The organism is Corallococcus sp. bb12-1, assembly GCF_026626765.1.
Classification (GTDB): Bacteria; Myxococcota; Myxococcia; order Myxococcales; family Myxococcaceae; genus Corallococcus; species Corallococcus terminator.
Genome location: NZ_JAPNJZ010000022.1, coordinates 1 through 26,791 on the forward strand (window position 1 = coordinate 1; position 26,791 = coordinate 26,791).

Consider the following 26,791-nt stretch of genomic DNA (forward strand, 5'->3'; position numbering starts at 1 on the left):
ACGGCCGCGCCGGTCCAGGAGCACCGTGCTGGGCAACGCGCGGATCCGCCCGAAGGCGCTCTCCCCCGCGCGCATCCGCTCATCCGACACCAGCACCGGGTACGTGAACGCGTAGTGGTCCGCGAACGGCGCCATCACCCGGCCCTCGTCCAGGTCCATGCCCACCGCCACCACCTGGAAGCCCTGGGGGCCGTACGTCGCCTGGAGGTTCTTGAGGGTGGGCAGGTCCGCCAGACACGGGAAGCACCACGTGGCCAGGAAGGACACCAGCACCACCTTGCCGGGAAGCTGCCGGGGGTCGTAGCGGGTGGGACCCACCGACGGCAGGTACAGCGCCCGGAAGAACGCGGGCCCGGCGTCCACCGGCCCGCTGTTCCGGTGACACCCGGACAGCGACAGCACCCCTACGGCCACGGCACACGCCAGGGCACGCGCTTTCACCGGGGTCACGCCTCCGTCGTCGGGGGGCCGCCCCGGGCCTGACAATCGCGGCACAGGCCGTACAGCTCCATCTTGTGCGACGTCACCGTGAAGCCGTGCTTGCGCGCCACCGCGTCCTGGAGCGTTTCGATGCGGTCGTTCTCGAACTCCACGATGGTGCCGCAGCTCGTGCAGATGAGGTGGTCGTGGTGCTCACGCCCGGCGGCGGCCTCGTAGCGCGTCTGCCCGTCGCCGAAGTTGCGCGCGTGGGCCAGGCCGCACTCGTTCAGCAGCTTCATGGTCCGGTACACGGTGGCCACCGACACCTTGGTGTCCTGTTCGCGCACCTTGTTCCACAGCTCCTCCACGGACAGGTGACCGCCCACGGCGAAGAACGTGTCGATGATGAGGCTGCGCTGACGCGTGCTCTTCAGGCCATGCTGGGCCATGTAGCGCGCCAGCACCTCGTCCTTGTTCTTGTCGTCGTCGTGCGAATGGGCGTGGGAATGGCTATGGGTCGTCATCTGCAATCTCTGGAGCACCACATGTGTTGAGGCTGGGATGCCTGCCCCGCAAGCCAAATTCGCCTGCCGGCCTCAGGGAGCGCCCGCCCCCCTGACTACCACGGTGATCGACTTGCGTCGCACGTGGGCTGTTTACATTGGGGTCGGACTGGCTCATTGACACCTGTCTGGCGGCGAAGATAGAGGCAACCGCCCTCGTAAACGAGCATTTTTCCGAACCTTTCCATGATCAGTCCCTGGCAGAGAAGACGGCAGCCTGACGACGTACCCACGCCGGTGGCCGTGGCGGTGTCGGACTTCTGCCGACGCGCGAAGGCCCCCGCCCCCGCTCAGGAGGTCCGCGAAGCGCTCGCGCTCCTCACCGAGGAGGAGGACTTCCGGGTCCGGACCCTCACCGACGGTGAACCGGAGACCTCTCCCCTGGGGCCCTTCGCCCTGGTGGACATCCTGCGCGGTGTCCCCCCGTCGCTCGCGGCCCAGCGCCAGGCGTGCGGCTATTACGGGCTCGCCCAGGAGCTGGCCCAGGTGCGTGAGGAGAAGACCCCCGCGCCCCCACCTGTCTCCACGACGCCCACCTTCGCCCTGCCCCCCACGGGCGCGCCCCCCGCGGAGGTCGACCCGAAGACGGGCCGCCGCAAGAGCGCCAAGGCGGAGGCCGCCGCCGTGCAGGAGCGCATCGCCCCGCGCAAGCGCGTCACCGACGACGAGGACACCCTCGACGAGGCCGCCCCCGAGGCGAACCCCGGCGCCATGTCCGCGTCCCAGGATGACGAGGACGCCCCGCGCTTCATCAAGCGCGAGCTGCCCCGCCCCCGCGGCCGCTTCACCCGCGTGGAGGCCCAGCGACTGTCGTTCTTCGAACTGACGCGCGCGGAAGGCAAGGCCACGCTGGAGACCGCCATCGAGGCCACGGAGCACCGCTACTCGCTCCTGCGCACGCTGGAGCACCGCTACAACGGTCCCCGTGGCGAGCTGACCCAGGTGGACATGGAGAACGTGCTGCGCCAGCACGGCATCATGGAGACGCTGGAGGCGCAGGAGAAGCGCAACCTCCAGACCGCCTACGCCTCCCAGCGCGGCGCCGCCGGCCGCGTGGCGTGGGCCCTGGGCCTGAGCCCCAGTGAATTGCAGCGGCTGACGCACGCCCTGCTCCTCGAGGAGGAGGTGGAAGCCCTGCGCGAGCGCTTCCGCAACGAGGTGCTGGCCACCTCCCACCTGACCCACCGGTTGGATCTGCTGGGCAAGGACAAGTACCTGGCGGACCTGGGCATCCAGAAGCGCTTCACCGACTCGCTCCGCAAGGAGCTGGAGCGGCTGGTGAAGGACTCGATGTCGGACGCCACCGATCTCCACTCGCTGGCCAACGTCGTGGGTCGTAAACACGGCGCGCCCGCCGAGCTGGTCACCCGCGCCTTCGAGCGCCTGGGTCTGACGGAGAAGCTGCGCAAGCAGCTCTCCTCCCAGACCGTCAACCCTTCGCACTGAGACGAGGTACCCACCCCATGCCCATCTACGAATACGGCTGTTCGGCCTGTGGAAAGACCATCGACGTCCTGCAGAAGATGTCCGACCCCGCTCCCGCCGCGTGCACCGCGTGCGGAGCTGGAGGCACGCTGACCAAGCAGGTCAGCCGCTCCAGCTTCCACCTCAAGGGTGGCGGCTGGTATTCGGACCTGTACGGCTCCACGAAGAAGGACGGAGGCGGCGCTTCTTCGTCGTCCAATTCGTCCACCTCCACGCCAGCGCCGTCGACCTCCAGCGCGCCGGCCAGCAGCGCGCCCGCGGCGAGCCCCGCGCCGGCCCCTTCCAGCAGCGCTGGCGGCGACAAGTCGTAACGTCGTCGTGAAGACCGCCCCTGGCTGAAAATTCGCTGGGGGCGCGGACTGGGCACACACTTCGTGTCGTGCCCTTTCCTCCCTCGAAGCGTCCCCCGCGCCAGTGCGCGCTGTGCGGTCATCCGGAGCTGACGGATGCGAGGGGACAGGGTCGGTTCCTCCTGGTGGCCGACCCCCATGGCCGTGGTCCGGTGTGCCCCGCGCAACGTGGGTGCCGCGACGGCAAGCAGGCCGCGGCGGGCACGCCAGCGCTGACGCAGGCCATCCGCTAGGCTAAGCAGGCATCTGCTGCGCGAGCGCTCCATCCCGCCGCGCGCCCTGGTGCCATGCCGCGTTCTTCACGCCCCCTGTTCCTCCTGATGCCGCTGCTGGCCGTCGTCAGCGTCGGCTGCGTTTCCGCCACCCGCATGTCCCCCGAGGATCGCGCCGCGTTGGACCGGGGTCTGTCCGGCCCGGACTCGGAGCAGTACCTGCGCGTCTCCGGCTACCTGACGCCCTTCTTCGGGGACGCGTCCAAGCGGCTCCTGACGCCCTACCCTCCCGAGGACGTACGGCTGCTGGATGACACCAGCGGCAAGCCCATCAGCCCCGGCCCCATCCAGGCCACGGTGCCCGCCGGTACGCGCGTGCGGATCACGAAGGTGGAATTCCCCACCGCCTGGGTCGTCACCGAGCGCGTCCTGTACACCCCGCGCTCCTGGCCCTGGGTGTACGTGACGGTGGAGGGAGCCCCGGCGGGCGAGCAGGTGGTGCTGGTGCTCCCGCCCAACCTCGACCGGCAGGACGCCTTCCGCACGGAGCTGGAGAAGACCCTCACGCCCCACCCGATGAAGGATCAGCTCGCGGGCTTCAGCGCGGCGGTGCGGGAGGCCGTGCGCACCAAGAAGCTGGTGGCGGACATGCCCGCGGACGCGGTGTGCATGGCCTGGGGTCCGCCGGAGACGGTGCGCCGCTCGATGGAGGGCGCGGCCCGGAACGAGGAGTGGCGCTATGCCGGGGAGCGCCGCAAGGCGTTCCTCACCGACGGCCGCCTGGTGCGCGCCGAGGAGGCGGGAGCTCCCCTGCTCCCTTGAGCTAGCGTCGGCCGCCACGGCGGTGCTGCTGCTTCTTGCCACCCCCGCCGCCCTTGCGCTGGGCCTGGGCCTCGCCCGGACGGGTGAGGCGGGGCAGCTCGCCGGCCATCACCGGCCAGTAGTCGCCCTTGAACAGCTCTTCCACCAGCTGCGCCTGGGTGAGCACGTCGCGCTTGAAGAAGGTCGCGCCCCGGCCCATCTCGTCCAGGGAGCCGCGCGCGTCGCTGCCACCCACGCAGGGCAGCTTGAGCACGTCCGCGGCCTCCACGGCCAGGTCGTTGGCGGTCTGCTTCACCTTGGCGTTGTAGCCCTCCACGGCGCACAGCACGCCCGACAGTGAGCGCACGTACTCCATGGCGGGGTTGGGCACGTCGCGGTCGAACGGCCGAGCCGCCACGATGGCCGCGCCCAGGGACTTCACCTTGGGCAGGCACTCGGCGGCGCTCCAGGGCTTCTCCCGGTTGCTCCCCCAGAGCTGCACGGGCTCCGGCGCCAGCTCCGGCTTCGGGAAGAAGCACAGGTACTGGCCCCGGTCCGTCACCAGCTCCAGCCCCACGAACACCTTCACCTTGGCCTTGGCGCCGATCTCGAAGAGCTCGTCGCAGCCGTCCTGGGTGTTGGTCTCCGTGAACGCCACCGCGTCCAGGCCGAACATCGCCGCCCGCTCCAGCACGGCGCGCGGCTCCAGGTCGCACCCCTTGGACAGATGGGAATGGGCATGTAGGTCGATGAGCATGGGCGAGCCGTGCCTAACAGGCCCCACGGGGCCTGTCGAGCCTGCGCGCATGCCGCCCTACCGGGGCCTCACCGGAGCTGCACCGGAGCCTCAGGCGAACGCGTAGGACTGGAAGTTGCCCTGCTTGGCCTGGGTGTTCTTCTCCTCGTAGGTGCGGATGAGGTAGCCCATCAGCATCAACGACGAGGTGTTCTCCAGCACCCGGGAAGGATCCTTGGAGATGAGGTTGGCGCTGTAGTTCAGGAAGAACTGCGCCAGTTCCTCGCCCGCTTCCTTCACGATCAGGGCGTTGAGCGCACTCGGCTCCATGGTGCGGATGGTGTTGATGAAGTCCACCGCCAGGTCCTTCTTCGTCTTCATGTCCACGGTCCTGCCCCCTTTTTCCCGCCCATGCCCCTGGAACCGCCACGGTTCCGGGCCCCGCCCCAATCCAGACCGGGTGCGACCGGATGAACCTATGCATGCCGTCCACCGTGCAAACCCCCGCGCTTTGCGCTCCCTTGCCTCCTCGCACTTCCCCACTTTCCGGGAGCAGCATTTTTGACACCTTGAAACGCCGTGTGCGATAACTCCCGGTCAGCCTTTTCTCACCACCGCACAAGGAGTGGCAGGCGATGTTCACGGGCGTGAAGGTCTTCTCCGCTACCAAGGCCAAGGAGCGGGAAGAGTTGGGTGAGAACGTCACCCGCTGGATCAAGAGCAACTCCGATCTCGAAATCGTGGACCGGGTCGTCTGCCAGTCCTCCGACAACGAGTTCCACTGCTACACGCTGGTGCTGTTCTACAAGCACGCGAAGCCCGCGGCACCGGCGACCGCGCCGTAAGGGGCCTCTTCTCCAGCACCGCATCTTCGTCGAGGGCCTGATCCCCCCGCACGCGCGCCAGCACGACGCGCGCGGGGAGACCGGGCCTTTCTATTTCCCCATGTTAAGGTGCGCGCCGTGGCGCGCTTCGGTGACGACAACGGGGAGGAAGATCGGCTGCTCCGCACGGATGCCCTGCCGGCCCTGCGTCCATCGCGGGTGCGGGTGCGGCTGCTGGTGCTGTCCGGGCCGGAGGCGGGCCAGAGCTATCCCCTGTCCCCCGGGCGCTACCGGCTGGGAGCGGATCCAGCGTCGGACATCGTGATCGCGGACCGGGCCGTGTCCCGCAGTCACCTGCTGCTGGACGTGCGCGAGGACACCATCCAGGCGGTGGACGTGGGTTCGCGCAACGGGTCCTTCTGCGAGGGCATGCGCTTCACCACCCTGGACGTGCGCGCGGGCGCGGTGCTCACGCTGGGCACCACGGAGCTGAAGCTGGTGCCGGAGGGCGAACAGTCGCGCGCCATGCCGCTGTCCACCCGCGAACGCTTCGGGAACCTGGTGGGGACGAGCCGCCGCATGCGGGAGCTGTTCACCCTGCTGGAGCGGCTGGCGCAGGGTGAATCCGACGTGCTCATCCAGGGCGAGACGGGCACCGGCAAGGAGCTGTGCGCGGAGGCGCTGCACACGCACGGGACGCGCTCCAAGGGGCCCTTCGTCATCGTGGACCTGGCGGGCGTGGCGCCGCAGCTCCTGGAGTCGGAGCTGTTCGGCCACGTGAAGGGCGCCTTCACCGGGGCGCAGGCGGACCGCGCGGGCGCCTTCGAGCGCGCGCACGGGGGCACCGTCTTCCTGGACGAGGTGGGCGAGCTGCCCCTGGAGGTGCAGCCCCGGCTGTTGCGCGCGCTGGAGCGCCGGCAGGTGAAGCGCGTGGGCGCCAACGACTACCGCGCGGTGGACGTGCGGGTGGTGGCCGCCACGCACCAGGACCTGGAGGGCGCGGTGAAGGCGGGCCGCTTCCGGGGGGACCTGTTCCACCGGCTCGCGGTGCTGCGCGCCACGCTGCCGCCCCTGCGCGAGCGCCCGGAGGACATCCCGCTGCTCATCGACACCGTGCTGGAGCGCATGGGCAAGAAGTCCAGCGCCCTGTCGGATCAGACGCGCGCCCTGCTCACCCAGTACCCGTGGCCCGGCAACGTGCGCGAGCTGCGCAACGTGGTGGACCGCGTGGTGAACCTGGGCGAGTCCGCCCTGCCGGACCTGCCCGAAGCGCCCGTCCGCGCGGCGCGCCCGGCGGCGGACCTGGACCCCGAGGACACCCTGTCGCTCGCGCTGGACCTGCCCTTCAAGGAGGCCAAGGAGCGCCTCATCGAAGGCTTCGAGCGCGACTACCTCAAGACGCTGCTGGAGCGCTGCGGCGGCAACGTCTCCAAGGCGTCGCGCGAGGCGGGCATCGACCGCGTCTACCTGCGCAAGCTCTTGCGCAAGCACGGCCTCGCGTCCGGGCCGGATTAGCTTGCCGGCTTCGGCCCCCTCCCCTGCCCCACGCTCGGGGTGCGGGGGAATGGTCGCGCATCCCTCCCGCAGTCACGGTCGCCGTGCCCTCGCGGACATTGGTCCCGCCCTACCTCCCGGGGACGCTTGTCGGCGCGGGTTTCCGGCCCATCTTGGAGGGGACCGCGAGGAGGGTGCCATGCGCCAGGGAATGGGGAGGCTGCTGTTGCTCGGAGGGCTGGGGCTCTTCGCCACCGCGTGCCAGTCCCGGGGAGGGACGGCCGAGGAGGCTCAAGGCCACGGCGCCGCGCTCGCGGTGTTCCCGCTGTCCCGCATGGAGTCCCTACCGGAAGGCACTGGCGGCAGTGGGAGCGCGGGCGAGGAAGTAGCCCGCGAGGTGCCCGACTTCTACGGGACGGTGACGGTCGCGGGAAGCCGGGGCTTCACGGTGAGGGACGACGACGGCGTGGAGCGGCCCTTCGAGGTGGGCCCCACGACGCGCATCCTGCGCGACGGCCAGCGCGTGCCCCGGGCCCAGCTTCGCGAAGGCGTGATGGTGCACACAACCTACGGCGAGCGGCTGGGCACCTGGGTGGCCACCGACGTGGAGATCTACTCCGGCACGCCGTCGCGCGACCTGACCGCGACGGCGACGACACCGGCACCGGCGAAGCGCTAGTAGACGGCGAGCGCCTGCGGCAGGTGGTAGCTCACGATGGTCAGCACCGGGATCTTCGGACCCTCGTCCTCATCGTCGTTCGTCATGCCGGACGTGACGCGCAGGCCGTCGAAGCGCGCGAGGATGACGTAGTCGCGGCGCGTCTCCAGGAACGGATCCGCCGCCGCCAGCCGGCCCAGGGCCTCGCGGCCCGTCTCATCGGAGATGTTGTCGTAGGTCGGCTCCGTCGTGGACTGGTAGGTGCGCTCGCGCGTGACGACCGAGCCCCCCACCCGTCCTTCACCCGTCAGCACCGTGCGCCCGCCCAGGTCGCCGGACGTCTCCGACACGGTGTCCGTGCGGAACGTCATCCCCACCTCGCGACGGGAGGCCACGGACTGGAGGCCCTGCTCCACCAACCACAGCGTGGGGCGCTCACCTTCCAAGCGCTGGTCCGCCACCTGCGCGCGCAGCATCACGTAGCGGCCCCGGTAGGTGTCCGGCTGCGCGATGGCGGACGCGAGCGAGAAGATGGGCACCTTGCGCGCGTGCAGCAGGCGCAGCTCGCCGTCCACGCTGCCACCCCGGTGGGCCACCACGCGGGCGATGAGGTTGGCGGCGTCTGGCCGCACGCGCAGGTCCTCCGCCCACGCACTGCCCAGCACCGCGCCCAGTTGCGTGAAGGCGGGCGACTCCGCGCACACCTTCAGCGCGAGCCACGCCTCGTCGCGCGAGGTCCCCTGGATCCTGCGGGCCGCGCCTTCACAGAGGGCGGGCGTGGGGTAGCGGGCAGCGAACGCGCGGGCGTCCTGGGGCGACGGCCGCGGGTCCTCCGCGGGCGGACCGGCCGGGGCCTGCACCAGCGCGGGCAGGGGCGCCGGAGCGTCCGTGAGGGCACGATCCTCCAGGGCCACGTGTGAATGCGCGGCACCGCAGCCGGTGACGAGCGCGCCCAGCAGGGTCAGCATCGGAAGACGGGGCATGGCGCGAGGCTCCTGTGGAAGAACGGACGGGGGGACTACAGCGCCGCGGAGCCGGTGTCCGGGCTCACGCGCGACGGGGGCGGACGGGGAATGGACGCGGACGGGGGCAGCATCATCGAGCAGGCGTCACGGCAGCGCTCGTCCAGACACGCGAGCGTGCCCGGCCCGGCCTGCTGGCGCGACACGTCCGCGTAGCAGGCCTCGCCATTGCCGGGGCAGCGGCTGCGCGCGGCGCACTCGCAACAGGAGGAGGCCACGGAGGCCATCAACTGCACGTCCTGGAGCACGGAGGACAGCGCGCGGTAGCAGGCACGGGCCTCGGGCGAGAAGCGCCCCTTCTTGTCCACCACCGACGTATTGCCCTCGAGCCCGCAGCGGCCCACGACGGTGGCGTACTTGCCCTCGCAGACGGCGACGAGCTTGGGGTCCGCCACGCCATCCCGCGCGTTGCTGATGGCCTCCGAACAGAGGGCGCGCGACGCGTCCTTGAGCAGTTGGATGTTGGCGTTCTCCACGCTGGCGTTGGGCGCGCCGGGAGGCGGCAACTCCGCTTCGAAGACGCACTCCTTGCCGGCGCGCAGCGTGTCGATGGTGCACGCCCATGCCGTGGGGGATGCATCCACGAGCGGGGGCGCGCCCATCGCTTCAGGAGGAAGGGACGACGGCGCGGCACCGGGCGGCGCGGCACCGAGGAGCAGCAGGGACAGGAGCATCGCCTTCATGACCGCCCAGCGTAGGGCTTCGGCTCGCGCCACTCAAACCGGACCGGCCAGAACCTGTTCGTCCGGCGTCACGCGGGCGGGTTCGGATTGACCGGTGTCCGACGTCAGCGGGGGTGCCTTCGAGCGGCCAATGACGATGGGCGGCTCGATGAGCGCGGGGGGCGTGGCCCGATCGTCGTTGGGGTCCGGCACCCAGACCGGCTCCTCGGGAGAGTGTCCCCGCCGCCACCGGCGCGGCACCCGGCGCAAGCCCACCGGGAACACCGTCAACTGTCCGTCCTTGTCGAAGTGGAGCCGCAGGAAGTTCTTCCAGTCCGGAATGGACAGCGAGGAGAACGCCTCGTTGGGGTGACAGGAGAACACGTTGAGCGACAGCAGCAGGTACAGGCCCACCACCAGGGGGCCCACCAGCGCGCCACCCCCAAAGAGCAGCAGCCCGCTCAGGAAGTCGCGCCCCGTGCTCCATCGCAGCCCGCCCGCCAGGGGCGCGGCGATGGAGGACACGCCCCAGGTGAGCAGCAACGCGAGGACCAGATGCACGGCCCCGTGCACGCCCCCGGACACCTGCCGCCAGCGCCGGCCCTTGCGATTGTCCGCGAACGCGATGGTGCCCAACAGCGTGCCCGCCGCGAGCAACAGCGAGCCCGTGCTCTGCAGCGCGGCGTTGAGCACTGCGCGCAGGGGTGGCGCGGCCACGGCGCCTTCGTTGAGGTTCGCGGCCACGCCCCACCCCAGCAGCGCGTACACGGCGCCCATGAACGCGGCGAACCAGGGGTTGATGGCGGAGAACAGCAGGTTGCGCCAGGTCAGCCGCCGGGACGTCTCCTGGGACGGGTAGCACTGCTTCAACACGAAGCCGTCCGGCCGCAGGTCCACCCGGGGCAGATGCGTGGGGTGCAGGAAGGCCCCTCCCCCACCCGCGACGATCTTCTGGCGCCCTTCCGCGTTCTCGTGCCGGCGGTAGTGATGCAGGTCCCCCGCGAGGAACACGCTCACCCGCTTGCCCAGGATCGTCTGCTCCAGGAAGTCGATGTTGTGATCCAGGAAGCCGCGGCCCGCGCGGGGCATCACCTGTTGCTTGATCCACGCCGGCTCCGCGTTGCAGAGGATGATGCGGTCCTCGTGGTTCATCCGCGCGGCCACCTTCTGGAAGAACTCCACCTGGGAGGCATCCAGGTCGGACTCCAGTTGCATGTCCGTGCCCAACAGCCACCAACCGTGCGGCAGCTTCAGCGCGAAGTAGCTGCGCCGCTGCCGCGTGCGCCAGCCATCGGAGCGCCGGCCCTGGCAGAACAGGCGCGTGAACGACACCAGCCCGTCGTACCAGTCGTGATTGCCCGGCACCGCGAACAGGTGCGGCCGGTGGCGGCGGCGGTTCAGCGCGGCCGCGTATGGGACCACCGTGCGCGCCTGGTACTCCTCCACGCTCGCGGTCGGGTACACCTCATCCCCACCGAACACGAGCACGTCGCCGCCCTCCGTGCGGTGCACCCGTCCGGTCGCATCCGCCAGGTCCAGCGTCGGCGCCATCACGGCTGACGCCACCGCGTAGGTGGAGTTCCAGCCGTCGCCCAGGTCCGCGACGTAGTCCAGCCACAGCTCCTCGCGGGCCTCGCCGTCGTCGTTCACCGAGTAGTCGAACGCCAGGGGCTGCGGCTGCGCTACCGCGTCCAGCAACCGCCGGTCCGCCTGCCGTCCAATGACGGCCGACAGGAGCGACTTCAGGCCCGTCTTCGCGAGCACTTCCGGGTCGTACCAGGACACCATCGGCTTGCCCGGAGGCATGTCCCGCGGCGCGCGCAGCCCGCGGCGCCGCACCCGGGTCCGGGGCGGAAGCAGAACGGGGCCGTGGCTCACATCGGTGGCGCGGGCGGCCATGCCTCCTCCTCGGTCCGGTGCCACCCGTGGACGGGCGCGCCGCAGAAATGGTCATCGATGAGGTGATCCGCGAAGCGGTCCGCGAACGCGGCGATGGTGAGGCTCGGATTGGGCCCGGTGGGCCCTGGCATCATCGCGCCGTCCGCCACGTACAGGCCCGGGTGCCCGAAGGCCTCCCCCATCGCATCCACCACGCCCGTCTGGGGTGCGCGTCCCATGGGGCTCCCGCCCAGCGGGTGCACGGTGATGACCCGGCTCACGTAGCTGAGCGGGTTCTGCACCAGCTTGCCTTCGAGCGCCTTGGCGATGTCCGCCATCGACTGGCGCACGCGGTCGAAATACGCCTTCGAGCCGCTGAGCTTCCAGTCGACGTCCAGCATCCCGTCATCCGTCAGGCGCATGTGCCCGTTGGGGAGGTCGCGCCCCATGCCCAGCAGCGGCAGCGACGTCGCGGAGCCCAGGCAGTCACCCATCAGCTCGGCGATCTCCTCGCCCACGTCCGAGTCGTGCGTGAGGCCCGTCCAGCCGCGCACGATGCGCCATCCCAGCCGCAGTCCGCGCTTCAGGAGCGGCACCTGGTGCGCGCCCTCGTAGAGCCAGTTGACGAACTCCGGGAAGCCCGCGTCCTCGATGTAATAGCCCCGGCCGGAGCCGCCCTCCTCCGCGCCCCGGAAGTGGAGCGCGCTGGTGATGACCGGGCCGTGGCCGCCATCCAGGATGCGCGGCAGGGCCCTGCCCGTGCTGGTGTCGCGGCACTGCCGCATGAAGCCCAGCAGGTCCCCGTTGCCGCAGAAGCGCGTGCCCAGTTGGTCGCTGAGCGCGGGGAAGCGCCGCCGGTTCTTCAGCAGCAGGTACGTCGTGCCGAACGTGCCCGCCGCCAGCACCAGCCGGTCGGCCGTCACGGTGGTGCGGGGCTGCATCCACTGAGGCCCTTCGCGCGGCGTCTCCTCCGCGACGTCGTGGTGATCCAGGTACTGCACGACGTAGCCCCCACCGTCGGCGGGCCAGAACTCCGTCACCTCCGCGCGCGTGCGCAGCTCCGCCCCGGCGCGCTTCGCCGCGGAGAGGTACGTGTAGTCGAGCGTGTTCTTGCTGCCGGTGTTGCAACCGATGTCGCACTCACCGCAGAGGTGACAGGTGGTGCGCGTGCGGCCGTGGAGGTTGGGGTGTTCCTCGCGGATGGGATCACCCGGCACGGGCACCTCGCCGGGGTTTCCGAACGTCACCGCCAGCGGAGGCAACTGCCAGTCGGCGGCGCGGCCCAGGCGTTGGGCGGCGAGCCGCATGGCCTGCGTCTTCGCGGTGGAGGCATAGGGCGCGTGCTCCAGCGGATAGCGCTGCGCCTTCATCATCCGCTCCACGGCGTCGTAGTGCGTCTCCAGGTCCTCGCGGGTGACGGGCCAGTCCTCATAGCCGCCGTCGCGTGGGTCCTCGTGGATGAAGGTCCGCTCGTCCTTGCGCAGGAGCACGTTGGCGTAGATGAGCGAACCGCCGCCCAGGCCCGAGGACACCACCCCGCCCAGCCCCTTGAAGGACCACAGGTTGAAGAGGCCGTGCAGGCCGTGCTTCGGGTCCCAGAAGTTGCGGCGCATGTCGTGCGGACTGCGCGGAAACGAGCCGGGCGGATACGCCTTCCCGCGCTCCAGCACGCACACCCGCAGCCCGGCGTCCGCCAGGCGCCACGCCATCACCGAACCGCCGAAGCCCGAACCCACGATGACGACGTCGAAGTGCTCAGACCTCGTTTTCATGCAGCCCCTCCCCGCCCCGCGCCCGGAGCGAGTAGAGATCCCACAGCGCGCCCATGAACAGCTTGCCGAAGCGGGAGATGGTCTGGAGGCCCTCCACGCCTTCGCGCGAGGACCGCATGCTGGTGACCAGTTGCAGCAGCTCCCGCAGGCTCAGCACGAGGATGCCCGAACCCACCACGGGGCCTCGCGCGTCGGTGCCTTCGTGCAGGTGGCAGTACAGGCGCGTGGTGTCGCGCCAGAGGTCGGGCCCTGCGTCGTCGTGCAATGTTTTCGTCCCCTCCAGATAGTAGTCGCGGTCATGGGCCCGGAAGTTCAGGCCGTAGCTCATGATCTGCGTCGAAGGATCATCGGTGGGACGGAAGAGGTTGAAGCTCCCCTCGCGCACGGGAAGGTCGTCCCCCAGGGGCGGATACTGGATGTGGGCCACCAGCCGGGCGGCGTGGGACCTGTCGCGGATGAACGCGTCCATGTCGTCGATGCTGATGGTGCAGTGCATGGTGAAGAGCGTGGAGCGTCCGTCGTGGGCACCGGCTTCGGGGTCGGTGGTGCCCAGCGCCAGGGGACCGGACATGGTCTCGCGGAAGGTCAGTTCAGGAGCGGATTCGGTCATCTGGGTGATCTCCGGCGTGAGGGGAAGGCCCCGCGGGTCCGCGACGCGCAGATAGCGGCTGGCGTCCGAGTAGCCCTGGTCGATGAGGGACGCAGCGGTGACGTGTCCCGCGTAGAAGTCCGGATCCAACGGCAGGGGCCGCTCCGGCTTGATGAGGTGGACGGTGATGGGCCGGGAATGTCCCGGCACCTTTTCGCCCGCGAGGATGCGCTCATTGAGTTCGCGCACCTGCTCCAACTGGGCGAAGAGCGCGCCGTTCGCGCTCAGTTCGATCATGTTGACGTACTGGCGGAAGAACCCCGCGCCGTACGAAGGCGTATTGCCAATGCACCAGACGACCCACACCTCGTCCGCTCCACGGTGCACGGCCTCCATCACGTTGGCGTCCTGGATCCACACCGAGTCCAGGTAGAGGTGGCCCTCCTTCTGCACGGGCGGCATGAAGAGCGGCAGGGAGATGCCGGCCACCAGCAGGTCGCGGTCCACGTCGGTGTGGGCGATGGCCTCGTTCGTCTTCCGGCCGAAGTCGCAGACGTTGAAGGTGCCCACGCGCTCGCGGTTCGCGCGCACAGCGTCCACGTCGATGCCCAGGTGCGGGAAGACGCGCTTGATGATGCCGTCCGCGTCGCCCAGCGCTTCGAGCTTCAAGGGACGCGCGTAGGCATCCAGCGGCATGATGGACACGAAGTCCTTCACGCGCAGGGTCCGCCACCGCTCGCACATCTCGGCGGGAGACAGGCCGGACAGCCACATGGCCAGGGTGATGATTCCGCCAGACGTGCCGTCCGCGTGCTCGAAGGTCATGCCCGCGTCCGTCAACGCGCGCAGCACCCCCGCCTGCCACGCGACGCGCATGCCGCCGCCCGCGAGGACGAGCGAGCGTCGGGGTTGCGCACCCGCCCCTGGCTCCTTCGCGGTCGGGGCATCCTGAAGCGCGGGAGGGGCGCGTGGGGAGGGATCGGATCCGCCCTCCCCGTTCAGTGCATCGGGTGAACTCGCGGAGGACGGCTCCGGCCCGCTCTCGCGCAGCTCGGCCCACGAACCCGCGACCGGCTTCAAGACCGGCCCGCGCGGCTCGGCCCACGAACCCGTGCGCTCCTCCTCGGGCTCGGTCATCCGAGACACGCCAGGCGAGCGTACGGGCACATCCATCCCCGCCCTCATCCACCGCTCGATGGGCGAACGCCTGCGGGGCCCGGCCCGGCCCGTCACGCTCAGCAGGGACGACGCGGAGCGGCCCCCCTCCTCACCCGGTTCCACCTCGGGCCGCGGCTTGAGCACGGAGATGACCTGCTCGCGCTGGCGCAGCGTGACGTAGAACCCGAGCACCAGCACGGCCGACAGGGCATCGAACCCCGCCACGAACAACGACATCGGCGACAACACTCCGCGCCCCGCCGCCACCGCGACCATCAGGCACGCACCGACCTTCTGGAGCCCCGACCACAGGAAGGCCGCCGGGTTGGCTCGGGGCTCGTGCAGGCCGTGCAGCAGCAGGCCGCCGAACAGCAGCATGAACATCCCCACGATGCGGAAGAAGTGGGCGGGCGCGGCGGATGCATCCGCCTGCATCAGGCGCAGCTCCGTTCCGGGCAGGAACATCTGCACCGCGCCGGACACGACGGTGATCCACCCGATGACCGCGAGCGCCCAGCGCCACCCACGGCCGTGGGTGCGGGACAGACGCTCCAGCCGCCTCGACAGGCCCGAGTTCATGCGTGGCGCTCCCGGTGCGTTGGGACGGACAGCCCGTAGCGCGGCAACCGGAGGCCCGCCGGATGTTCGGCGCGCAGCGCGCGGTGCACGAAGTAGCCCAGCATGGACAGCCACTGCACCGTCCACAGCCCCACGCGGACGCGGTTCATCCGCATCCACGCCCCCAGCACCTCCGTCAGCCTTTCAGGCGACGTGATGCCTGCCGCCATCTCGTCGTTGTACGGAAAGATGAAGATGCGCGTGAGCAGCGTGGCCACCACCACCGCCAGCAGCACCATCAACGGGTACCACCGCAGCGATGTCCGCCGCTCCCGCCACGCCAGCACCACCGCCGACAGCATCATCACCATCGTCATGCCGGTGAAGAAGCGCGTGGCCGCCTGCACCTGCGGCACGAACTGGAGGTAGTAGTTGTCCACCGTGAGCTGGGGCGCGATGGGGAATGTGAAGAGGACGAGCGACCACCCCGTGCCCAGGTACATGGACACGCACAGGAACAGCAGGCACGCGTTCCCGAGGTGGAGGAGGTCGCCGCGCTTCATGGCCAGACGCCCTGCGTGTTCTCGGAGATGCTCCGGGTCGGCACGCCGGCCCCATCCGGAGGCGGCATCGGCGTCTGGTCCTGTCCCAGGTCCACGACGCTCTCCAGCCCTTCCGGATACGTGCTCATGGGCAGCGTGGGCTGGGTGAGGAACCACGCCTCGAAGTGGTCATCCAGCACGCCGCTCGACGACGGGAAGAACCCGGTGAAGAACGCGCGCGGGGAGATGCTCAAATCCCTCAGCGCCTGCACGCGCGGGTGGTCTCCCAGCTCCAGCGTGGCCCAGGCCTTGCGGCCGATCCGGAAGCCGAACCGGCCCCGGAAGTAGATGGACGACTTCATCAACATGCCCCGGAACGCGCAGTAGTTCACCGCCGACGTCCGGATGGGCAGCCACGCGTGCGCCGGCCGTTCGATGCGCACACGCACCGCCTCCTGGCCCCCTTCCGCGTAGCGGCTGCTGACCGACCCGTTCTCCTGCTTGAAGTCCAGCCGCGCCAGGTGCTTGGGCATGCCCCAGATGCCCTTGCCGCCCTTCACGGACACCTCCGTGTTCACGGGCAGGTCCACCACGTACTGCCCCACGCCGAAGCGCTTGGGGAACAGCAGCGGCACCAGCGGCGGCGCGGGCCTGCGCCCGTGCGTGCACGCCAGCGCGATGCTGAATTCGATGTACGCGCCGATGTCCGTCTTCTTGTAGTCGATGACGGAGATGAGCAGCACGCCCTTGTCCCTCGACACGCGCAGCGGGTGCAGTTCGTTGCCGGGCAGCAGGGCCGCCACGCGCCGCGCGTCCACTGTGAAGGCGGCCATCAGGGCCGGAGAGCCCTGCGAATTCACCGGCAGCGCGTATGGGATGTCGTCCACTCGCGAGTAGCGACCCGACTGCCGCTGGATGCGTCTGGGGAGGAACATGGCAGGCCTTTCGTCACACCGGGCGATCCAGCTCGGCGAGGAGGAGGGGGAAGACGTCCCGGGCCGCGTACTTGCCCATGAAGACGTCCAGGTGGCCGTAGCCGGGCAACAGGTGCAGCGCGTGCCGGCCCGGTTGATAGCGGTCCATGTATTCGAAGCTGCGGCGCTGGCTCTCCGCGAGGAAGCAGCGGTTCTCCGTCCCCGCCAGGAAGACGACGCGCGCGTCCGTCTGGGGTTCGCGCACGCCCAGGTCCTCCGGCAGCGCGCTGAAGTGCTCCACCGACACCAGGTGCCCGGCGCGCACGCACGCCTCCATCTGCTTGAAGAAGCTGAAGGGCACCGGGCCGAACTCGTGCTGGAGCCAGTCGTGCGTGCGGGCGTTCAGGTTCTCGTGACGCCACAGCACCGGGAAGCCCGTGCCGTAGGTGAAGCTCGTCCAGCGACAGACGAGGTTGTCGCATTCGTGATGCGTCGCCTGCACCACGCGCGTCAACGCCCGGGCCGTGCGCGTGGGACCACCGAAGGCCCACTGCGGATCCAGGTACGGCGTCAGGTGGGAGACCAGCGGAACGGCGTAGCGCAGCTTCACCTTCGCGGACGGGGGCACCACCGGGTGCAGCGACACCGCGTTGCTGACGATGACGTCCACCTCCGGCAGCAGCCCCGCCATCGCGGCCATCATGAAGCTGGTGGACCCCTGGCAGTGGATGACGGCCTTGAGGGTGTCGTGCCCCGTCTTCTCCAGCACCGTGTGGACGGCGGCCGGGTGGTCCAGGACGGCGGCCTGATCCAGCGTCCACTCGACAGGCTCCACGTCCATGCTCGCGCGCCAGTTCTCAAGCCACACGTCGTAGCCATCGTCGATGAGCGCATCCACCACCGTCTGGCGCACGGGGGCGCGGAAGATGTTCCCGCGCACGCCAGCGCCGTGCACCAGCACCACCGGTCCCTTGTTCGCCTCCTCCGGGCCGCGCAGGTGCACCAGGTGCAGCGCGTGACCGTCGCCCGCGAGGAAGGGGACGATCTCCTCGGAGTAGCGCGGTTCATGGAATGGTTCGACGGACATGAAGGCGGCCCCCCACTGAAGCCCAACTCAAAGCTGGGGCAGTGGCTGGGAGGCGACAACCGGAACGCGGGGCGCGCCGCGCGGCTCCCTGCCCTTCCTGTCCGGAGCCTCGCGGAACAGCGTGGCGCTTCCCCGACACTCCGCCCATGAGCGCGCGTGCGGTGCTAAGGGTGGAGGCATGGACCAGGACACGGGCTGGAGCGAATACGCGTCGGGCTCGACGCTCGGGGGCGAAGGCAGCCAGGGCGGCATCGTGGTGCGCGACGAGGGCTATCGCGACAACCTGCGCCTCACCTACGAAGCGGATGAGGCGCGCTCCTTCCACTCCATCACCTGCGGCATCGCGGGCTGGCTGCGGCACCCGCGCTTCTTCGACAACGCCGACGCCGCGGCCCGCGCGTTCGAGGACATGAAGCCCGCGCTGGAGGAGCTGGGCGCGAAGCTCACCGAGGGCGGTCCGCGTTCGACAGCGGACGGCCAGGCGGTGGGTCACCTGCTCGCGGCCTTCGTGGTGCGCTTTTCCTGAGGTGCGCTCGCCGCGCGTAAGGGTTGCTTAAGATCTTCCCGCGATAACCCGGTTCGCCGTCCGGTCAGCCCCGGACGGTCCCGTGAGTGGCACCCCCGCCGCTCCCGGCTCCCCAGCTCCCGGAGGAACCACCGGATGAAGAGCGAAAACCCTCAGGACCTTCTCCCCAAGGCCCTCACCCGTCGAGGCATGCTGCGCGGCATCGGCCTGACCCTGGCCGCGGTTCCCATCGGCAAGCTGCTCATGGCCTGCGGTGGCAGTGAGACGGACGACCCAACCGGCGGCACCGACACCGACGGCGGCGTCACCGACCCCGGCGTGTGGGCCACCGGTGGCACCGCGGCGATGACGGCCGCGTCCAGCTACCCGGATCCGTTCGCCGCCGGCCTCGGCACCGTGTGCGCGCTCACCTGCGAATCCACGCTGGGCCCCTGCTACGCGACCACGGTGGATCGCAAGGACATCAGCGAAGGACACGACGGCCTGCCGGTGCGGCTGGCCTTCCTCATCGTCGACGAGACGTGCAAGCCCATCCCCAACGCCACGGTGGACATCTGGCACGCCGCGCCCGAAGGGCTCTACTCCGGCGAGGACGCCAGCGACTTCTGCACCTCTGGCGACGAGGTGGCCCGCGCGGCGCGGTGGTTCCGCGGCGTGCAGACCACGGATGCCAGCGGGCGGGCGGACTTCGACACGTGCTTCCCCGGTTGGTACAGCAGCCGCACCATCCACATCCACTTCACCGTGCGCGTGGGCGGCCAGGAGTTCGTCACCTCGCAGCTCTTCTTCGACGACACGCTCAACGACGACATCGTCAACCACCAGCCGCTCTACAACACGCGCGGTGCCCGGGACACGACCAACGCGAACGACAACGTCGTCTCCGCGGAGAGCGTGGGCAACTACCTGTTCGCGACCCAGCGCATGGCGGACGGCGCGATGCTGGCCTCCAAGACGCTGATCATCCGCTCCTCGCTCGCCAACGAGCAGTGCGCCATCCCAGGCGGTGGTGGGGGCGGCGGTGGTGGCGGTCCCCCGCCGTTCGGTGACGGCGGCATGGGTCCGCCCCCGGGCGACGGTGGCTTCGGCGGACCTCCGCCGGGCTTCGACGCCGGAACGCCGTGAACTAGGGTGGAAGGGAGCCCCGGAAGCCTCCGGGGCTTCCCGTCCGAAGGGAGCGCTGGCGCATGCGGGACCGCATCCTGCTGGTGGAGGATGACGAACAGCTCGGGTCGCAGATCGTCGGGCACCTCCAGGGCGCGGGCTTCGAACCGCTCTGGTGGCGCGAGGGCCGCATGCTGGTGGCCGGCGAGCTTCCGGACGTGAGCCTCGTGGTGCTGGACTTGATGCTGCCCGGCACCTACGGCCTGGACATGCTCAAGGCACTGCGGACCTTCTCGGAGGTTCCGGTGCTCATCCTGAGCGCGCGCAACGACACGCTGGACAAGGTCCGTTCGCTGAAGCTGGGTGCGGACGACTACATGACCAAGCCCTTCTGGCCGGAAGAGCTGGTGGAGCGCGTGCGAGCGCGCCTGCGCCGCCCCACCCTCCAGAAGGAGCAGGCGGTGGTGGAGGTGGGCCCGCTGCGCATCGACCTCCAGGCGCACGCCGTCCAGGTGCAGGGGCGTCCGGTGGAGTTCACGCGGGTGGAGTTCGAACTGCTCGCGGCGCTGGCGCGAAGGCCGCAGGAGGCCGTGACGCGGCAGTGGCTGGTGGAGCACGTGTTGGATCCGGAGCGTGAAGGCACGGAGCGCACGCTGGACGTCCACGTGTCACGGCTGCGGCGCAAGCTGGGCCCGGTGAAGTGCGTGGAGACGGTGTGGGGCGTGGGCTACCGGCTGGTCCCCGGGGAGGACGCGTGAAGCTGCGACTGCGCCTGGCGCTCACGGCGGTGGCGGTGACGGTGCCCGCGGTGTTCGCGCTGGTGCAGGTGGAGCATTCGGTGCGCCGCCGCACGACGGATGAGGTCATCGCCGGTTCGGTCCTGACGCAGATGCAATCCGGTGGACGCGAGCGCTGCGAGGCCGCGCCCGACACCTGGATGGTGCGCACGCGTTCCCAGCGTCCACCGTGGGAACGGGAGGGCGTCCCCGATCTGAAAGGCGGTCCCCCGTCCGGCGCGCCCGATGGCCCGCCTCCAGGTGGAACGCCGGGCTCCGGGCCCCGCGAACCGGGCAGTGACGGGCCTCCCCGGTCACGTCCCGGCGAACGCGGGCCCTTCGGAAGGCGGCTGCCTCCGGTGAGTCTCTTCCCGTTCGACGGGACGTTCGCGCCGGGCAACGCGCAGGCCCCGGCCCTGGACGACGACCTGCGCGAAGGCGCGCGCGCGGATGGCGTGGGCGTGCGTCGCTACACCAAGGACGACGGCGCGCTGGTGCAGGACCTGCTCCTGCGCATGCCCTGGGACGGAGGTCCGTGCGAGTACGTGCTGGCCCGGCGCGTGGAGCCCGCGGACTCGCCGGAGGTGGGCCTGCCCCCGCTGTACATCTGGGGCGTGCCCACGTTCATCCTGTTGTCCGCGATGGTGGTGGCCCTGGGGCCGGTGGTGCAGCGGCTGCGTCGGCTCACGGTGGAGGTGCGCGCGTCGTCGGGCAGCCGCTACCAGCAGCCGGTGACGGTGCAGGGCCACGACGAGATCGCGGAGCTGGCGAGGGCCTTCCAAGAAGCGCGCGAGGAGATCCAGGCCCAGATGGCACACCAGGAGGCCCGCGAGCAGACGCTGCGCGAGTTCCTGGCCAACACCACACACGACGTGATGACGCCGCTGACGGTGTTGCAGGGCCACCTGGCCGCGATGCAGCAGCGGCTGCGGACGGGTGAGCCGCTGGAGCCCACGTTGATGCACTCGGCGATGAGCGAAGCGCACTACATGGCGTCCCTGGTGCACAACCTGGGAGCGGCGGCGAGGCTGGAGGCCGGAGCGCCGCAGGTGCAGCACGCGCCGGTGGACCTGAACGCGCTGGTGTCGCGGGTGCTGGGCCGACACCAGCCCATCGCGAGGCCGCAGCGGATCGCGCTGGAGAGCGGCGTGCCGGCGAGCCCCACCTGGGTGATGGGCGACGAGACGCTGCTGGAGCAGGCGGTGAGCAACGTGGTGCTCAACGGCATCCGCTACGGGCGCCTGGACGGCCACGTGGCGGTGGTGCTGGAGACGACGCGGCAGCAGACCTTCCACCTGCGCGTCATCGACGATGGACCGGGCATTCCGGAGGAGGAGCGCTCCAGGCTCCTGGAGCGTCGCTTCCGGGGCAACGCGGCCCGCACCCGCGATCCCCAGGGCCAGGGGCTGGGCCTGCACATCGTGCACAACGTCGTGGAGCTGCACGGCTGGAAGTTGACCCTGGCCCCGTCCGAATACGGGGGGCTGGAGGTCGGCTTCACCGGCCCCTTGATGCCTCCCCAGGCCTGACTCTTCGCCCCGCGCATCTGGTCAGGAGGAGCCTCCGGCTGGATGATGATGGAGGCACGGCCCGAGGGGACTGACCATTGCGAACCATTGCCTTTGCCTGTGCGCTCCTGAGCCTGCTCATCCAGGCGGGCGCGGCCCTCGCGGGCGGCCTGGCCTATCCGGGGTACGACCACCTCCGGCAGTACATCAGCGAACTGGGCGCGACCGGCGCGAACACCGGACCGGCGGTCAGTCTCGCCTTCATGGCCTCGGGCGCCCTGCTGACCGGCTTCTGGCTGATGTGCGCCGGCCTGTTTCCGAAGTCGCCGCCGCTGCTCGTCGGCTTCGGCCTCAACGCGCTGAACGGCCTCGGCCTGTTCTTCGGCGGCGTCTTCCGCTGCGACTTCCAATGCTCGATGGCGTCGCCCAGCAAGGCGGCGATGCTGCACGAGCTGCTCGGCGGGCTCGGCTATCTGGCCGGGATCATCGGGGTCTTCGTGATCGGCCTGGCGATGCGGAGCCGCCCCGCCGGCCGCGGCCTGTTCAACGTCGCGCTGGGGTGCGGCGTGTTGGCGGCCGTGGCGTTCGGGTTGCTTGATCCCGCCATCGAATTCGACGGCGCCGCGCAGCGGGTGGTCGAACTCTCGCTGGCGGTGTGGACCGTGGCCGTCGCCCTTTGCGTCCGCCGCCCCGCCGGAGCCGTCGGATGACCTCCGCCCCTGGCCTGGGCGATATCTTCGCTCAGCGCCTGGCCGCTGACTCCGACGCTCCCGCCTCACGCCTCCCGGAGCGATCCATCAGGAAGGCCACCAGCTCCGGCCAGCATCGCTCCAGCACATCGGGCGAAGCCTCACCGAACACGGCGACGGCATCCACCGTCCGGCGCTCCCCGGTGAGGTGTTCCTGGCACCAGGCCTCCAGCGCCTCCTTCAGTCCGCGCAGCGGCCCCGTGAGCTCCCGCAGCGAGGAGTGCCCCAGTTGCTCGCGCGCTTCGGCCCAACGTTCGGAGCGGCAGGCCACCACCCCCGACGCCAGCACCGCCACCGGGTGCGGACTCGCGCCCCGCGTCTTCACCGAGGCCAGCCGCTGTTCGGCCAGCGCCACCCGCCCGTCCATCGCGAACACCATCGCGAGCGATGCCGACAACAGCTCCCGGAACTGCGGCGTGAGGTCCTTGCGAGCCTCCAGGCTCGCCAGCTCACGCTCCGCCACCGGCAGTTGCCAGAGCTGAAGCCGGCTGATGCCGATGTTGTACGTGGGGATCACCTGGACCTTGGCCAGGGGACGCGACGCTTCGAACTTGTCGAGCGCGGCGGCCACCCTCCCCTGCGAAAGCAGTTGGAGCCCCTCGTCGGTGAGCGCCTTGCTCCTGCGGTAGCGCGGCAGGAAGTAGAGGGCCAGCAGCCCGACCAGAGGGAACAGCAGGTAGGGAATGGACGGGGCGAACGAGCGCACCGTTTCGTAGGCTTCGGGCTCGAAGTGGGAGAGCAGCCGGGGCACGACGGCGAGCGCCACCCCCAACACCCCGCCGATGATCCATTGGGTCCGCATGGGCCGGCTTCTACCATCACCGGGCCTCCGTCCGCGTCCGCCCCACTCCCCCGTGAGGCGGACGCTGCGCCCACCCGCTACCGCATCGCATCCCGCCGCGCCTGCGTCCGGCGGCCCTGCGCGGCCCGGTGCGCCTGCGTCTTCATGGACGAGAAGGTCTGCGCCTTGCGCGCCCCGCCCTTCACCGGCCCCCGGCGCGAGTAGCCCGCGGGCCGCGCCGTCCGCTTCGCCATCGCGGTCTTCTTGCGCGCGGGCGTGACGCGCGTCGCCTTCCTCGCCACCGGACGCTTGCGCATCGCCGGACGCGCCTTGCGCATCGCGGGACGCGCCTTGCGCGTCGCCGCCTTCTCCATCCGGCCCAACTGCATCTCGAAGCGCGACAGCGCCGTGCGGAACAGCGCCGCCTTGCGCCGGGTGTTCATGTCCCCCTCCGCCTTGCGGCTGCGCGTGGGGAGGCGCTTGCCGGACGCCTCACGCCGCAGCATGTGCGAGCGCTGCGTGTACTTGTCCATCATCCCGCGCGCCCGCTTCACCATCCCCTTGAGCTCGCGCTCGGACAGCTCCGTGAGGTTTCGCGGAGCGCTGGCCAGCACCAACCGCATCTCCCGCTCGTTCATCAACGACACACCTGGATCCTTCACCTTGCGCATGTCCGCCCCTCCCTGGGGTTCTCGAAACAGTCGCAACGTTTGGGGTCCCCAGCGACGGCGGCAAGGCAGACACGGCCCGGGCCTGCTCCACCGCCCGTCCCCACGGTCCAGGGCGGATGTCCTGCGGACTTCAGCCGGACGCCGCGGCGGGGCGCTCTTCCAACAACACCGCCAGCTTCTCCAGCGCCAGCCGCGCACGCGTCTTCACCGTGCCCAGCGGGTGTCCCGTCCGCTCGGCGATCTCGCTCTGTGACAGGCCTTCGAAGTACGCGAGCATCACCACCTCGCGCTGCTCCGGCGGCAACTGCGTCAGCGCTTCGCGCACCCGCACCTGCTCCTGCTTCGAGGACGCGGAGGCATCCGGCGCTGGCGGCGTGGCGCTCACCGGCGGCGGCTGATGGCTGGCGCCCTCCACCATCCGCGACACCGTCCCCAGCGAACGCAGCCGGTCGATGGAGCGCGTGCGCGCGATGGTCATGACCCACGTCTCCAGGCCGCCGCGCGCGGGATCGAACTCGCGCGCGCGCCGCCACACGTCCAGGAAGGTCTCCTGCAGCACCTCTTCCGCGTCCGCGCGCGTGGGCAGCAGCCGGACCGCGATGGCGAACGCCCGCGCTGAGCACCGCGCGTACACCGCGCGCATGGCCTCCGCGCTGCCGAGTGCCACCTGCCGCAGCAGGTCGCGATCGGCCGACAGGTCACTCGCTTGCTGAGCAGCGGAGTCGGTTGGCGCCATGTTCTTCCCGGATACCGCAACCGATGGGGCGGATCCCAGCTTCAACTATCGAAGCCCGTTCACCCAGCCCCGGAGGGTAGTCGCCTGTCCCCTCCATCCCTAACGTTGACAGGCCAACGCGACCAGGCGGGCGCCCTCTTCAATCAACAACACCCGCGCATTGCCGCCTGGAGCCACCCACTCACAGTCCTATAAGCCACCGCCAGCCGATATGACCGACCGACTCGGAAGCGTGTTCATCGAAAACGTCCAGCCGGAGCTGGACGCAGGGCGCTACGCCATCAAGCGCATCGCCGGGGAGAGCCTGACCGTCCGCGCGGACATCTTCAAGGAAGGTCACGACGTCCTCGTGGCCGTCGCGCGCTGGCGCCAGGTCACCCCCGCCGCCCAGAAGACCGACTGGGCCGAGGTGCCCCTCACACCCAAGAGCAACGACGCGTGGGAGGGTGTCATCCCCCTCGCCCGCAATGGCCGTTACGAATACACGATTGAAGCGTGGCCGGATCTCTTCCGCACCTGGGCCCACGAGCTGAAGCGCAAGGTGGATGCGGGCCGCGACGTGAAGAGCGAGCTGCTCGAAGGCGCGGCGCTCCTGGAAGGCGCCGCCGCGCGCGCGAAGGCCCTCTCCGCCGAGGACGCCCGCACGCTCGGCGAGGCAGGAGCGCGCCTGCGCACCCCACCCTCGCCCGACCACCTCCTCGCCGCCCTGTCACCTGAGCTGGCGGACGTCGCATCACGGCATCCTGACCGGACGCTCGCTCGCCGCTACGACGAGGTGCTGGAGGTCTTCGCGGACCGCGAGAAGGCGCGCAATGCCGCCTGGTACGAGTTCTTCCCGCGCTCGGCGAAGCGCGACGGCAAGACGCACGGCACCTTCAAGGACGCGGAAGCGTGGCTGCCGTACATCCAGAAGCTGGGCTTCGACACCGTCTACCTCCCGCCCATCCACCCCATTGGCCGCACCGCTCGCAAGGGGAAGAACAACACCCTCAACGCGCAGCCCGGTGACGTGGGCAGCCCGTGGGCCATTGGCGCGAAGGAAGGCGGCCACAAGGCCATCCATCCGGAGCTGGGCACGTTCGCGGACTTCCGCGCGTTCGTGGACGCGGCGCAGGCGCACGGCATCGAAGTGGCGTTGGACCTCGCGTTCCAGTGCGCGCCGGACCACCCGTACGTGAAGGACCATCCGGAGTGGTTCCAGCACCGCCCGGACGGCACCATCAAGACGGCGGAGAACCCGCCCAAGCGCTACGAGGACATCGTCAACTTCGACTGGATGGGTCCCGCGCGGGATGCCCTCTGGAACGAATTGAAGTCCGTCGTCCTGTTCTGGGTGGACCACGGCGTGCGCACCTTCCGCGTGGACAATCCGCACACCAAGCCCATGCAGTTCTGGCACTGGCTCATCCGCGAAGTGCAGGACCTGCACCCGGACGTGCTCTTCCTGTCGGAGGCCTTCACGCGTCCGAAGGTGATGAAGGCGCTGGGCAAGGTGGGCTTCACCCAGTCGTACACGTACTTCACCTGGCGCCTCTTCAAGGACGAGCTGCGCACGTACCTGGAGGAGATCACCCAGCCTCCGGTGGCGGACTACTTCCGCGGCAACCTCTGGCCCAACACGCCGGACATCCTCCCGGAGAACCTCCAGAACGCGGGCCCCGGGGCCTTCCGCCTGCGCGTGGCGCTGGCCTCCACGCTGTCGTCGGTGTGGGGCATGTACTCCGGCTTCGAGCAGTGCGAGGGCCGGCCGGTGCCGGGCAAGGAGGAGTACCTGGACTCGGAGAAGTACCAGCTGACGGCCTACGACTGGGACAAGCCGGGCAACATCTCCGGGTGGATCGCGAAGCTCAACGCCGCGCGCAAGCAGCACCCCGCCCTCCAGCAGTACACGGGCCTGCGCTTCTTCGAATCCGACAACGAGCGCGTCCTCTTCTACGGCAAGCGCACGCCGGACGGCACCAGCACGGTGCTGGTGGCGGTGAGCCTGGATCCGTACGCGCCGCAGGAGGCGCTCTTGCACGTGCCCATGGAGTGGCTGGGCGTGAAGCCGGAAGAGACGTACCAGGTGCATGAATTGATGGCCGACCAACGCTCCCTGTGGCAGGGACCGGACGTGCAGGTGCGCCTGACGCCGGAACAGCCCGCGGCCGTGTATGCCGTGTATCGCTTCCGCCGCACCGAGCACGCGTTCGACTACTTCGAGTGACACTCTTCC

The 26,791-nt window shown here is 70.1% G+C and carries 27 protein-coding genes; 12 read left to right on the forward strand and 15 right to left on the reverse strand.

Features of this window, described 5'->3' with window-relative positions; genetic code table 11:
* The coding region (locus OV208_RS27135; RefSeq protein ID WP_324291417.1) for a TlpA disulfide reductase family protein at positions 1-441 on the reverse strand (441 nt) is incomplete at its 3' end.
* A 5-nt stretch (positions 442-446) separates the two neighbouring features.
* A complete protein-coding gene (locus tag OV208_RS27140; RefSeq protein WP_267576824.1) occupies positions 447-944 on the reverse strand; it encodes a Fur family transcriptional regulator in 498 nt (165 codons plus the stop codon).
* Positions 945-1,169: 225 nt separating this feature from the next.
* Here OV208_RS27140 and OV208_RS27145 point away from each other — a divergent pair, with 225 nt between their 5' ends.
* The 3 genes from OV208_RS27145 (at position 1,170) to OV208_RS27155 (ending at position 3,852) form a co-directional block, all read left to right on the forward strand.
* Positions 1,170-2,429, forward strand: coding sequence for a hypothetical protein (locus tag OV208_RS27145; RefSeq protein WP_267576825.1), 1,260 nt, complete (start codon positions 1,170-1,172; stop codon positions 2,427-2,429).
* 17 nt (positions 2,430-2,446) lie between these two features.
* Positions 2,447-2,779 carry an FmdB family zinc ribbon protein gene (locus tag OV208_RS27150; RefSeq protein ID WP_267576826.1) on the forward strand — a complete coding sequence of 111 codons (333 nt, stop codon included), beginning with the start codon at positions 2,447-2,449 and terminating at the stop codon, positions 2,777-2,779.
* Positions 2,780-3,105: 326 nt separating this feature from the next.
* Positions 3,106-3,852 (forward strand): hypothetical protein, encoded by a 747-nt coding sequence (locus OV208_RS27155; protein WP_267576827.1) that lies wholly within the window; start codon positions 3,106-3,108, stop codon positions 3,850-3,852.
* Between the two features lies 1 nt (position 3,853).
* Here OV208_RS27155 and OV208_RS27160 read toward each other — a convergent pair whose 3' ends face one another.
* A complete protein-coding gene (locus OV208_RS27160) occupies positions 3,854-4,588 on the reverse strand; it encodes a PHP domain-containing protein (protein WP_267576828.1) in 735 nt (244 codons plus the stop codon).
* Positions 4,589-4,678: 90 nt separating this feature from the next.
* Positions 4,679-4,954, reverse strand: coding sequence for a hypothetical protein (locus tag OV208_RS27165; RefSeq protein ID WP_120538309.1), 276 nt, complete (start codon positions 4,952-4,954; stop codon positions 4,679-4,681).
* A 248-nt stretch (positions 4,955-5,202) separates the two neighbouring features.
* On the opposite strand from OV208_RS27165, the gene OV208_RS27170 reads away from it, so the two are divergent.
* The 3 genes from OV208_RS27170 to OV208_RS27180 all read left to right on the forward strand — a co-directional run bounded on the left by OV208_RS27170 (position 5,203) and on the right by OV208_RS27180 (position 7,564).
* A complete protein-coding gene (locus OV208_RS27170) occupies positions 5,203-5,412 on the forward strand; it encodes a hypothetical protein (RefSeq protein ID WP_120543420.1) in 210 nt (69 codons plus the stop codon).
* A 117-nt stretch (positions 5,413-5,529) separates the two neighbouring features.
* Positions 5,530-6,906: a sigma 54-interacting transcriptional regulator gene (locus OV208_RS27175; RefSeq protein WP_267576829.1), complete on the forward strand. Its 1,377-nt coding sequence runs from the start codon at positions 5,530-5,532 to the stop codon at positions 6,904-6,906.
* A 178-nt stretch (positions 6,907-7,084) separates the two neighbouring features.
* The gene (locus OV208_RS27180; RefSeq protein WP_120543419.1) at positions 7,085-7,564 is read left to right on the forward strand and encodes a hypothetical protein; all 480 of its coding nucleotides are present in this window, start codon (positions 7,085-7,087) and stop codon (positions 7,562-7,564) included.
* On the opposite strand, the gene OV208_RS27185 is transcribed toward OV208_RS27180, so the two are convergent.
* From OV208_RS27185 to OV208_RS27220, 8 genes are read right to left on the reverse strand one after another with little or no spacing between them, the layout of a single operon-like run.
* Positions 7,561-8,526 carry a hypothetical protein gene (locus OV208_RS27185; protein WP_267576830.1) on the reverse strand — a complete coding sequence of 322 codons (966 nt, stop codon included), beginning with the start codon at positions 8,524-8,526 and terminating at the stop codon, positions 7,561-7,563. The two genes, OV208_RS27180 and OV208_RS27185, sit on opposite strands and share 4 nt — an antisense overlap.
* 35 nt (positions 8,527-8,561) lie before the next feature.
* Entirely contained in the window at positions 8,562-9,248 is a 687-nt protein-coding gene (locus OV208_RS27190) for a hypothetical protein (protein ID WP_267576831.1), read from the reverse strand.
* Between the two features lie 33 nt (positions 9,249-9,281).
* On the reverse strand, positions 9,282-11,126 hold the full coding sequence (locus tag OV208_RS27195; protein WP_267576832.1) for a metallophosphoesterase family protein: 1,845 nt from the start codon (positions 11,124-11,126) through the stop codon (positions 9,282-9,284).
* Entirely contained in the window at positions 11,102-12,877 is a 1,776-nt protein-coding gene (locus OV208_RS27200) for a GMC oxidoreductase (protein ID WP_267576833.1), read from the reverse strand. The genes OV208_RS27195 and OV208_RS27200 overlap by 25 nt, the downstream gene beginning before the upstream one ends.
* Positions 12,861-15,203 (reverse strand): patatin-like phospholipase family protein, encoded by a 2,343-nt coding sequence (locus tag OV208_RS27205; RefSeq protein ID WP_267576834.1) that lies wholly within the window; start codon positions 15,201-15,203, stop codon positions 12,861-12,863. Before OV208_RS27205 ends, OV208_RS27200 begins: the two co-directional genes overlap by 17 nt.
* On the reverse strand, positions 15,200-15,745 hold the full coding sequence (locus OV208_RS27210) for a hypothetical protein (protein ID WP_267576835.1): 546 nt from the start codon (positions 15,743-15,745) through the stop codon (positions 15,200-15,202). The genes OV208_RS27205 and OV208_RS27210 overlap by 4 nt, the downstream gene beginning before the upstream one ends.
* The gene (locus tag OV208_RS27215) at positions 15,742-16,659 is read right to left on the reverse strand and encodes an acetoacetate decarboxylase family protein (RefSeq protein WP_267576836.1); all 918 of its coding nucleotides are present in this window, start codon (positions 16,657-16,659) and stop codon (positions 15,742-15,744) included. The genes OV208_RS27210 and OV208_RS27215 overlap by 4 nt, the downstream gene beginning before the upstream one ends.
* 13 nt (positions 16,660-16,672) lie before the next feature.
* Positions 16,673-17,725 carry an alpha/beta fold hydrolase gene (locus tag OV208_RS27220; RefSeq protein WP_267576837.1) on the reverse strand — a complete coding sequence of 351 codons (1,053 nt, stop codon included), beginning with the start codon at positions 17,723-17,725 and terminating at the stop codon, positions 16,673-16,675.
* Between the two features lie 178 nt (positions 17,726-17,903).
* Between OV208_RS27220 and OV208_RS27225 the strand changes: the two genes are divergently transcribed.
* From OV208_RS27225 to OV208_RS27245, 5 genes are all read left to right on the forward strand, one after another.
* Positions 17,904-18,251 (forward strand): hypothetical protein, encoded by a 348-nt coding sequence (locus OV208_RS27225; RefSeq protein WP_267576838.1) that lies wholly within the window; start codon positions 17,904-17,906, stop codon positions 18,249-18,251.
* A gap of 135 nt (positions 18,252-18,386) precedes the next feature.
* Positions 18,387-19,376 carry a protocatechuate 3,4-dioxygenase gene (locus OV208_RS27230; RefSeq protein WP_267576839.1) on the forward strand — a complete coding sequence of 330 codons (990 nt, stop codon included), beginning with the start codon at positions 18,387-18,389 and terminating at the stop codon, positions 19,374-19,376.
* A gap of 62 nt (positions 19,377-19,438) precedes the next feature.
* Positions 19,439-20,113, forward strand: coding sequence for a response regulator transcription factor (locus OV208_RS27235; protein ID WP_267576840.1), 675 nt, complete (start codon positions 19,439-19,441; stop codon positions 20,111-20,113).
* Positions 20,110-21,660 (forward strand): sensor histidine kinase, encoded by a 1,551-nt coding sequence (locus OV208_RS27240; protein ID WP_267576841.1) that lies wholly within the window; start codon positions 20,110-20,112, stop codon positions 21,658-21,660. The genes OV208_RS27235 and OV208_RS27240 overlap by 4 nt, the downstream gene beginning before the upstream one ends.
* Positions 21,661-21,737: 77 nt before the next feature.
* The gene (locus OV208_RS27245; protein WP_267576842.1) at positions 21,738-22,349 is read left to right on the forward strand and encodes a DUF998 domain-containing protein; all 612 of its coding nucleotides are present in this window, start codon (positions 21,738-21,740) and stop codon (positions 22,347-22,349) included.
* A 31-nt stretch (positions 22,350-22,380) separates the two neighbouring features.
* Here the strand turns inward: OV208_RS27245 and OV208_RS27250 are convergent, their stop codons facing one another.
* The 3 genes from OV208_RS27250 to OV208_RS27260 all read right to left on the reverse strand — a co-directional run bounded on the left by OV208_RS27250 (position 22,381) and on the right by OV208_RS27260 (position 24,576).
* Complete coding sequence (locus tag OV208_RS27250) at positions 22,381-23,190, reverse strand: hypothetical protein (protein ID WP_267576843.1); 810 nt, start codon at positions 23,188-23,190, stop codon at positions 22,381-22,383.
* A 77-nt stretch (positions 23,191-23,267) separates the two neighbouring features.
* Positions 23,268-23,840 (reverse strand): hypothetical protein, encoded by a 573-nt coding sequence (locus tag OV208_RS27255; protein ID WP_267576844.1) that lies wholly within the window; start codon positions 23,838-23,840, stop codon positions 23,268-23,270.
* A 130-nt stretch (positions 23,841-23,970) separates the two neighbouring features.
* A complete protein-coding gene (locus OV208_RS27260) occupies positions 23,971-24,576 on the reverse strand; it encodes a sigma-70 family RNA polymerase sigma factor (protein WP_267576845.1) in 606 nt (201 codons plus the stop codon).
* Between the two features lie 211 nt (positions 24,577-24,787).
* On the opposite strand from OV208_RS27260, the gene OV208_RS27265 reads away from it, so the two are divergent.
* Positions 24,788-26,782 (forward strand): alpha-1,4-glucan--maltose-1-phosphate maltosyltransferase, encoded by a 1,995-nt coding sequence (locus OV208_RS27265; protein ID WP_267576846.1) that lies wholly within the window; start codon positions 24,788-24,790, stop codon positions 26,780-26,782.
* Positions 26,783-26,791 lie beyond the last annotated feature (9 nt).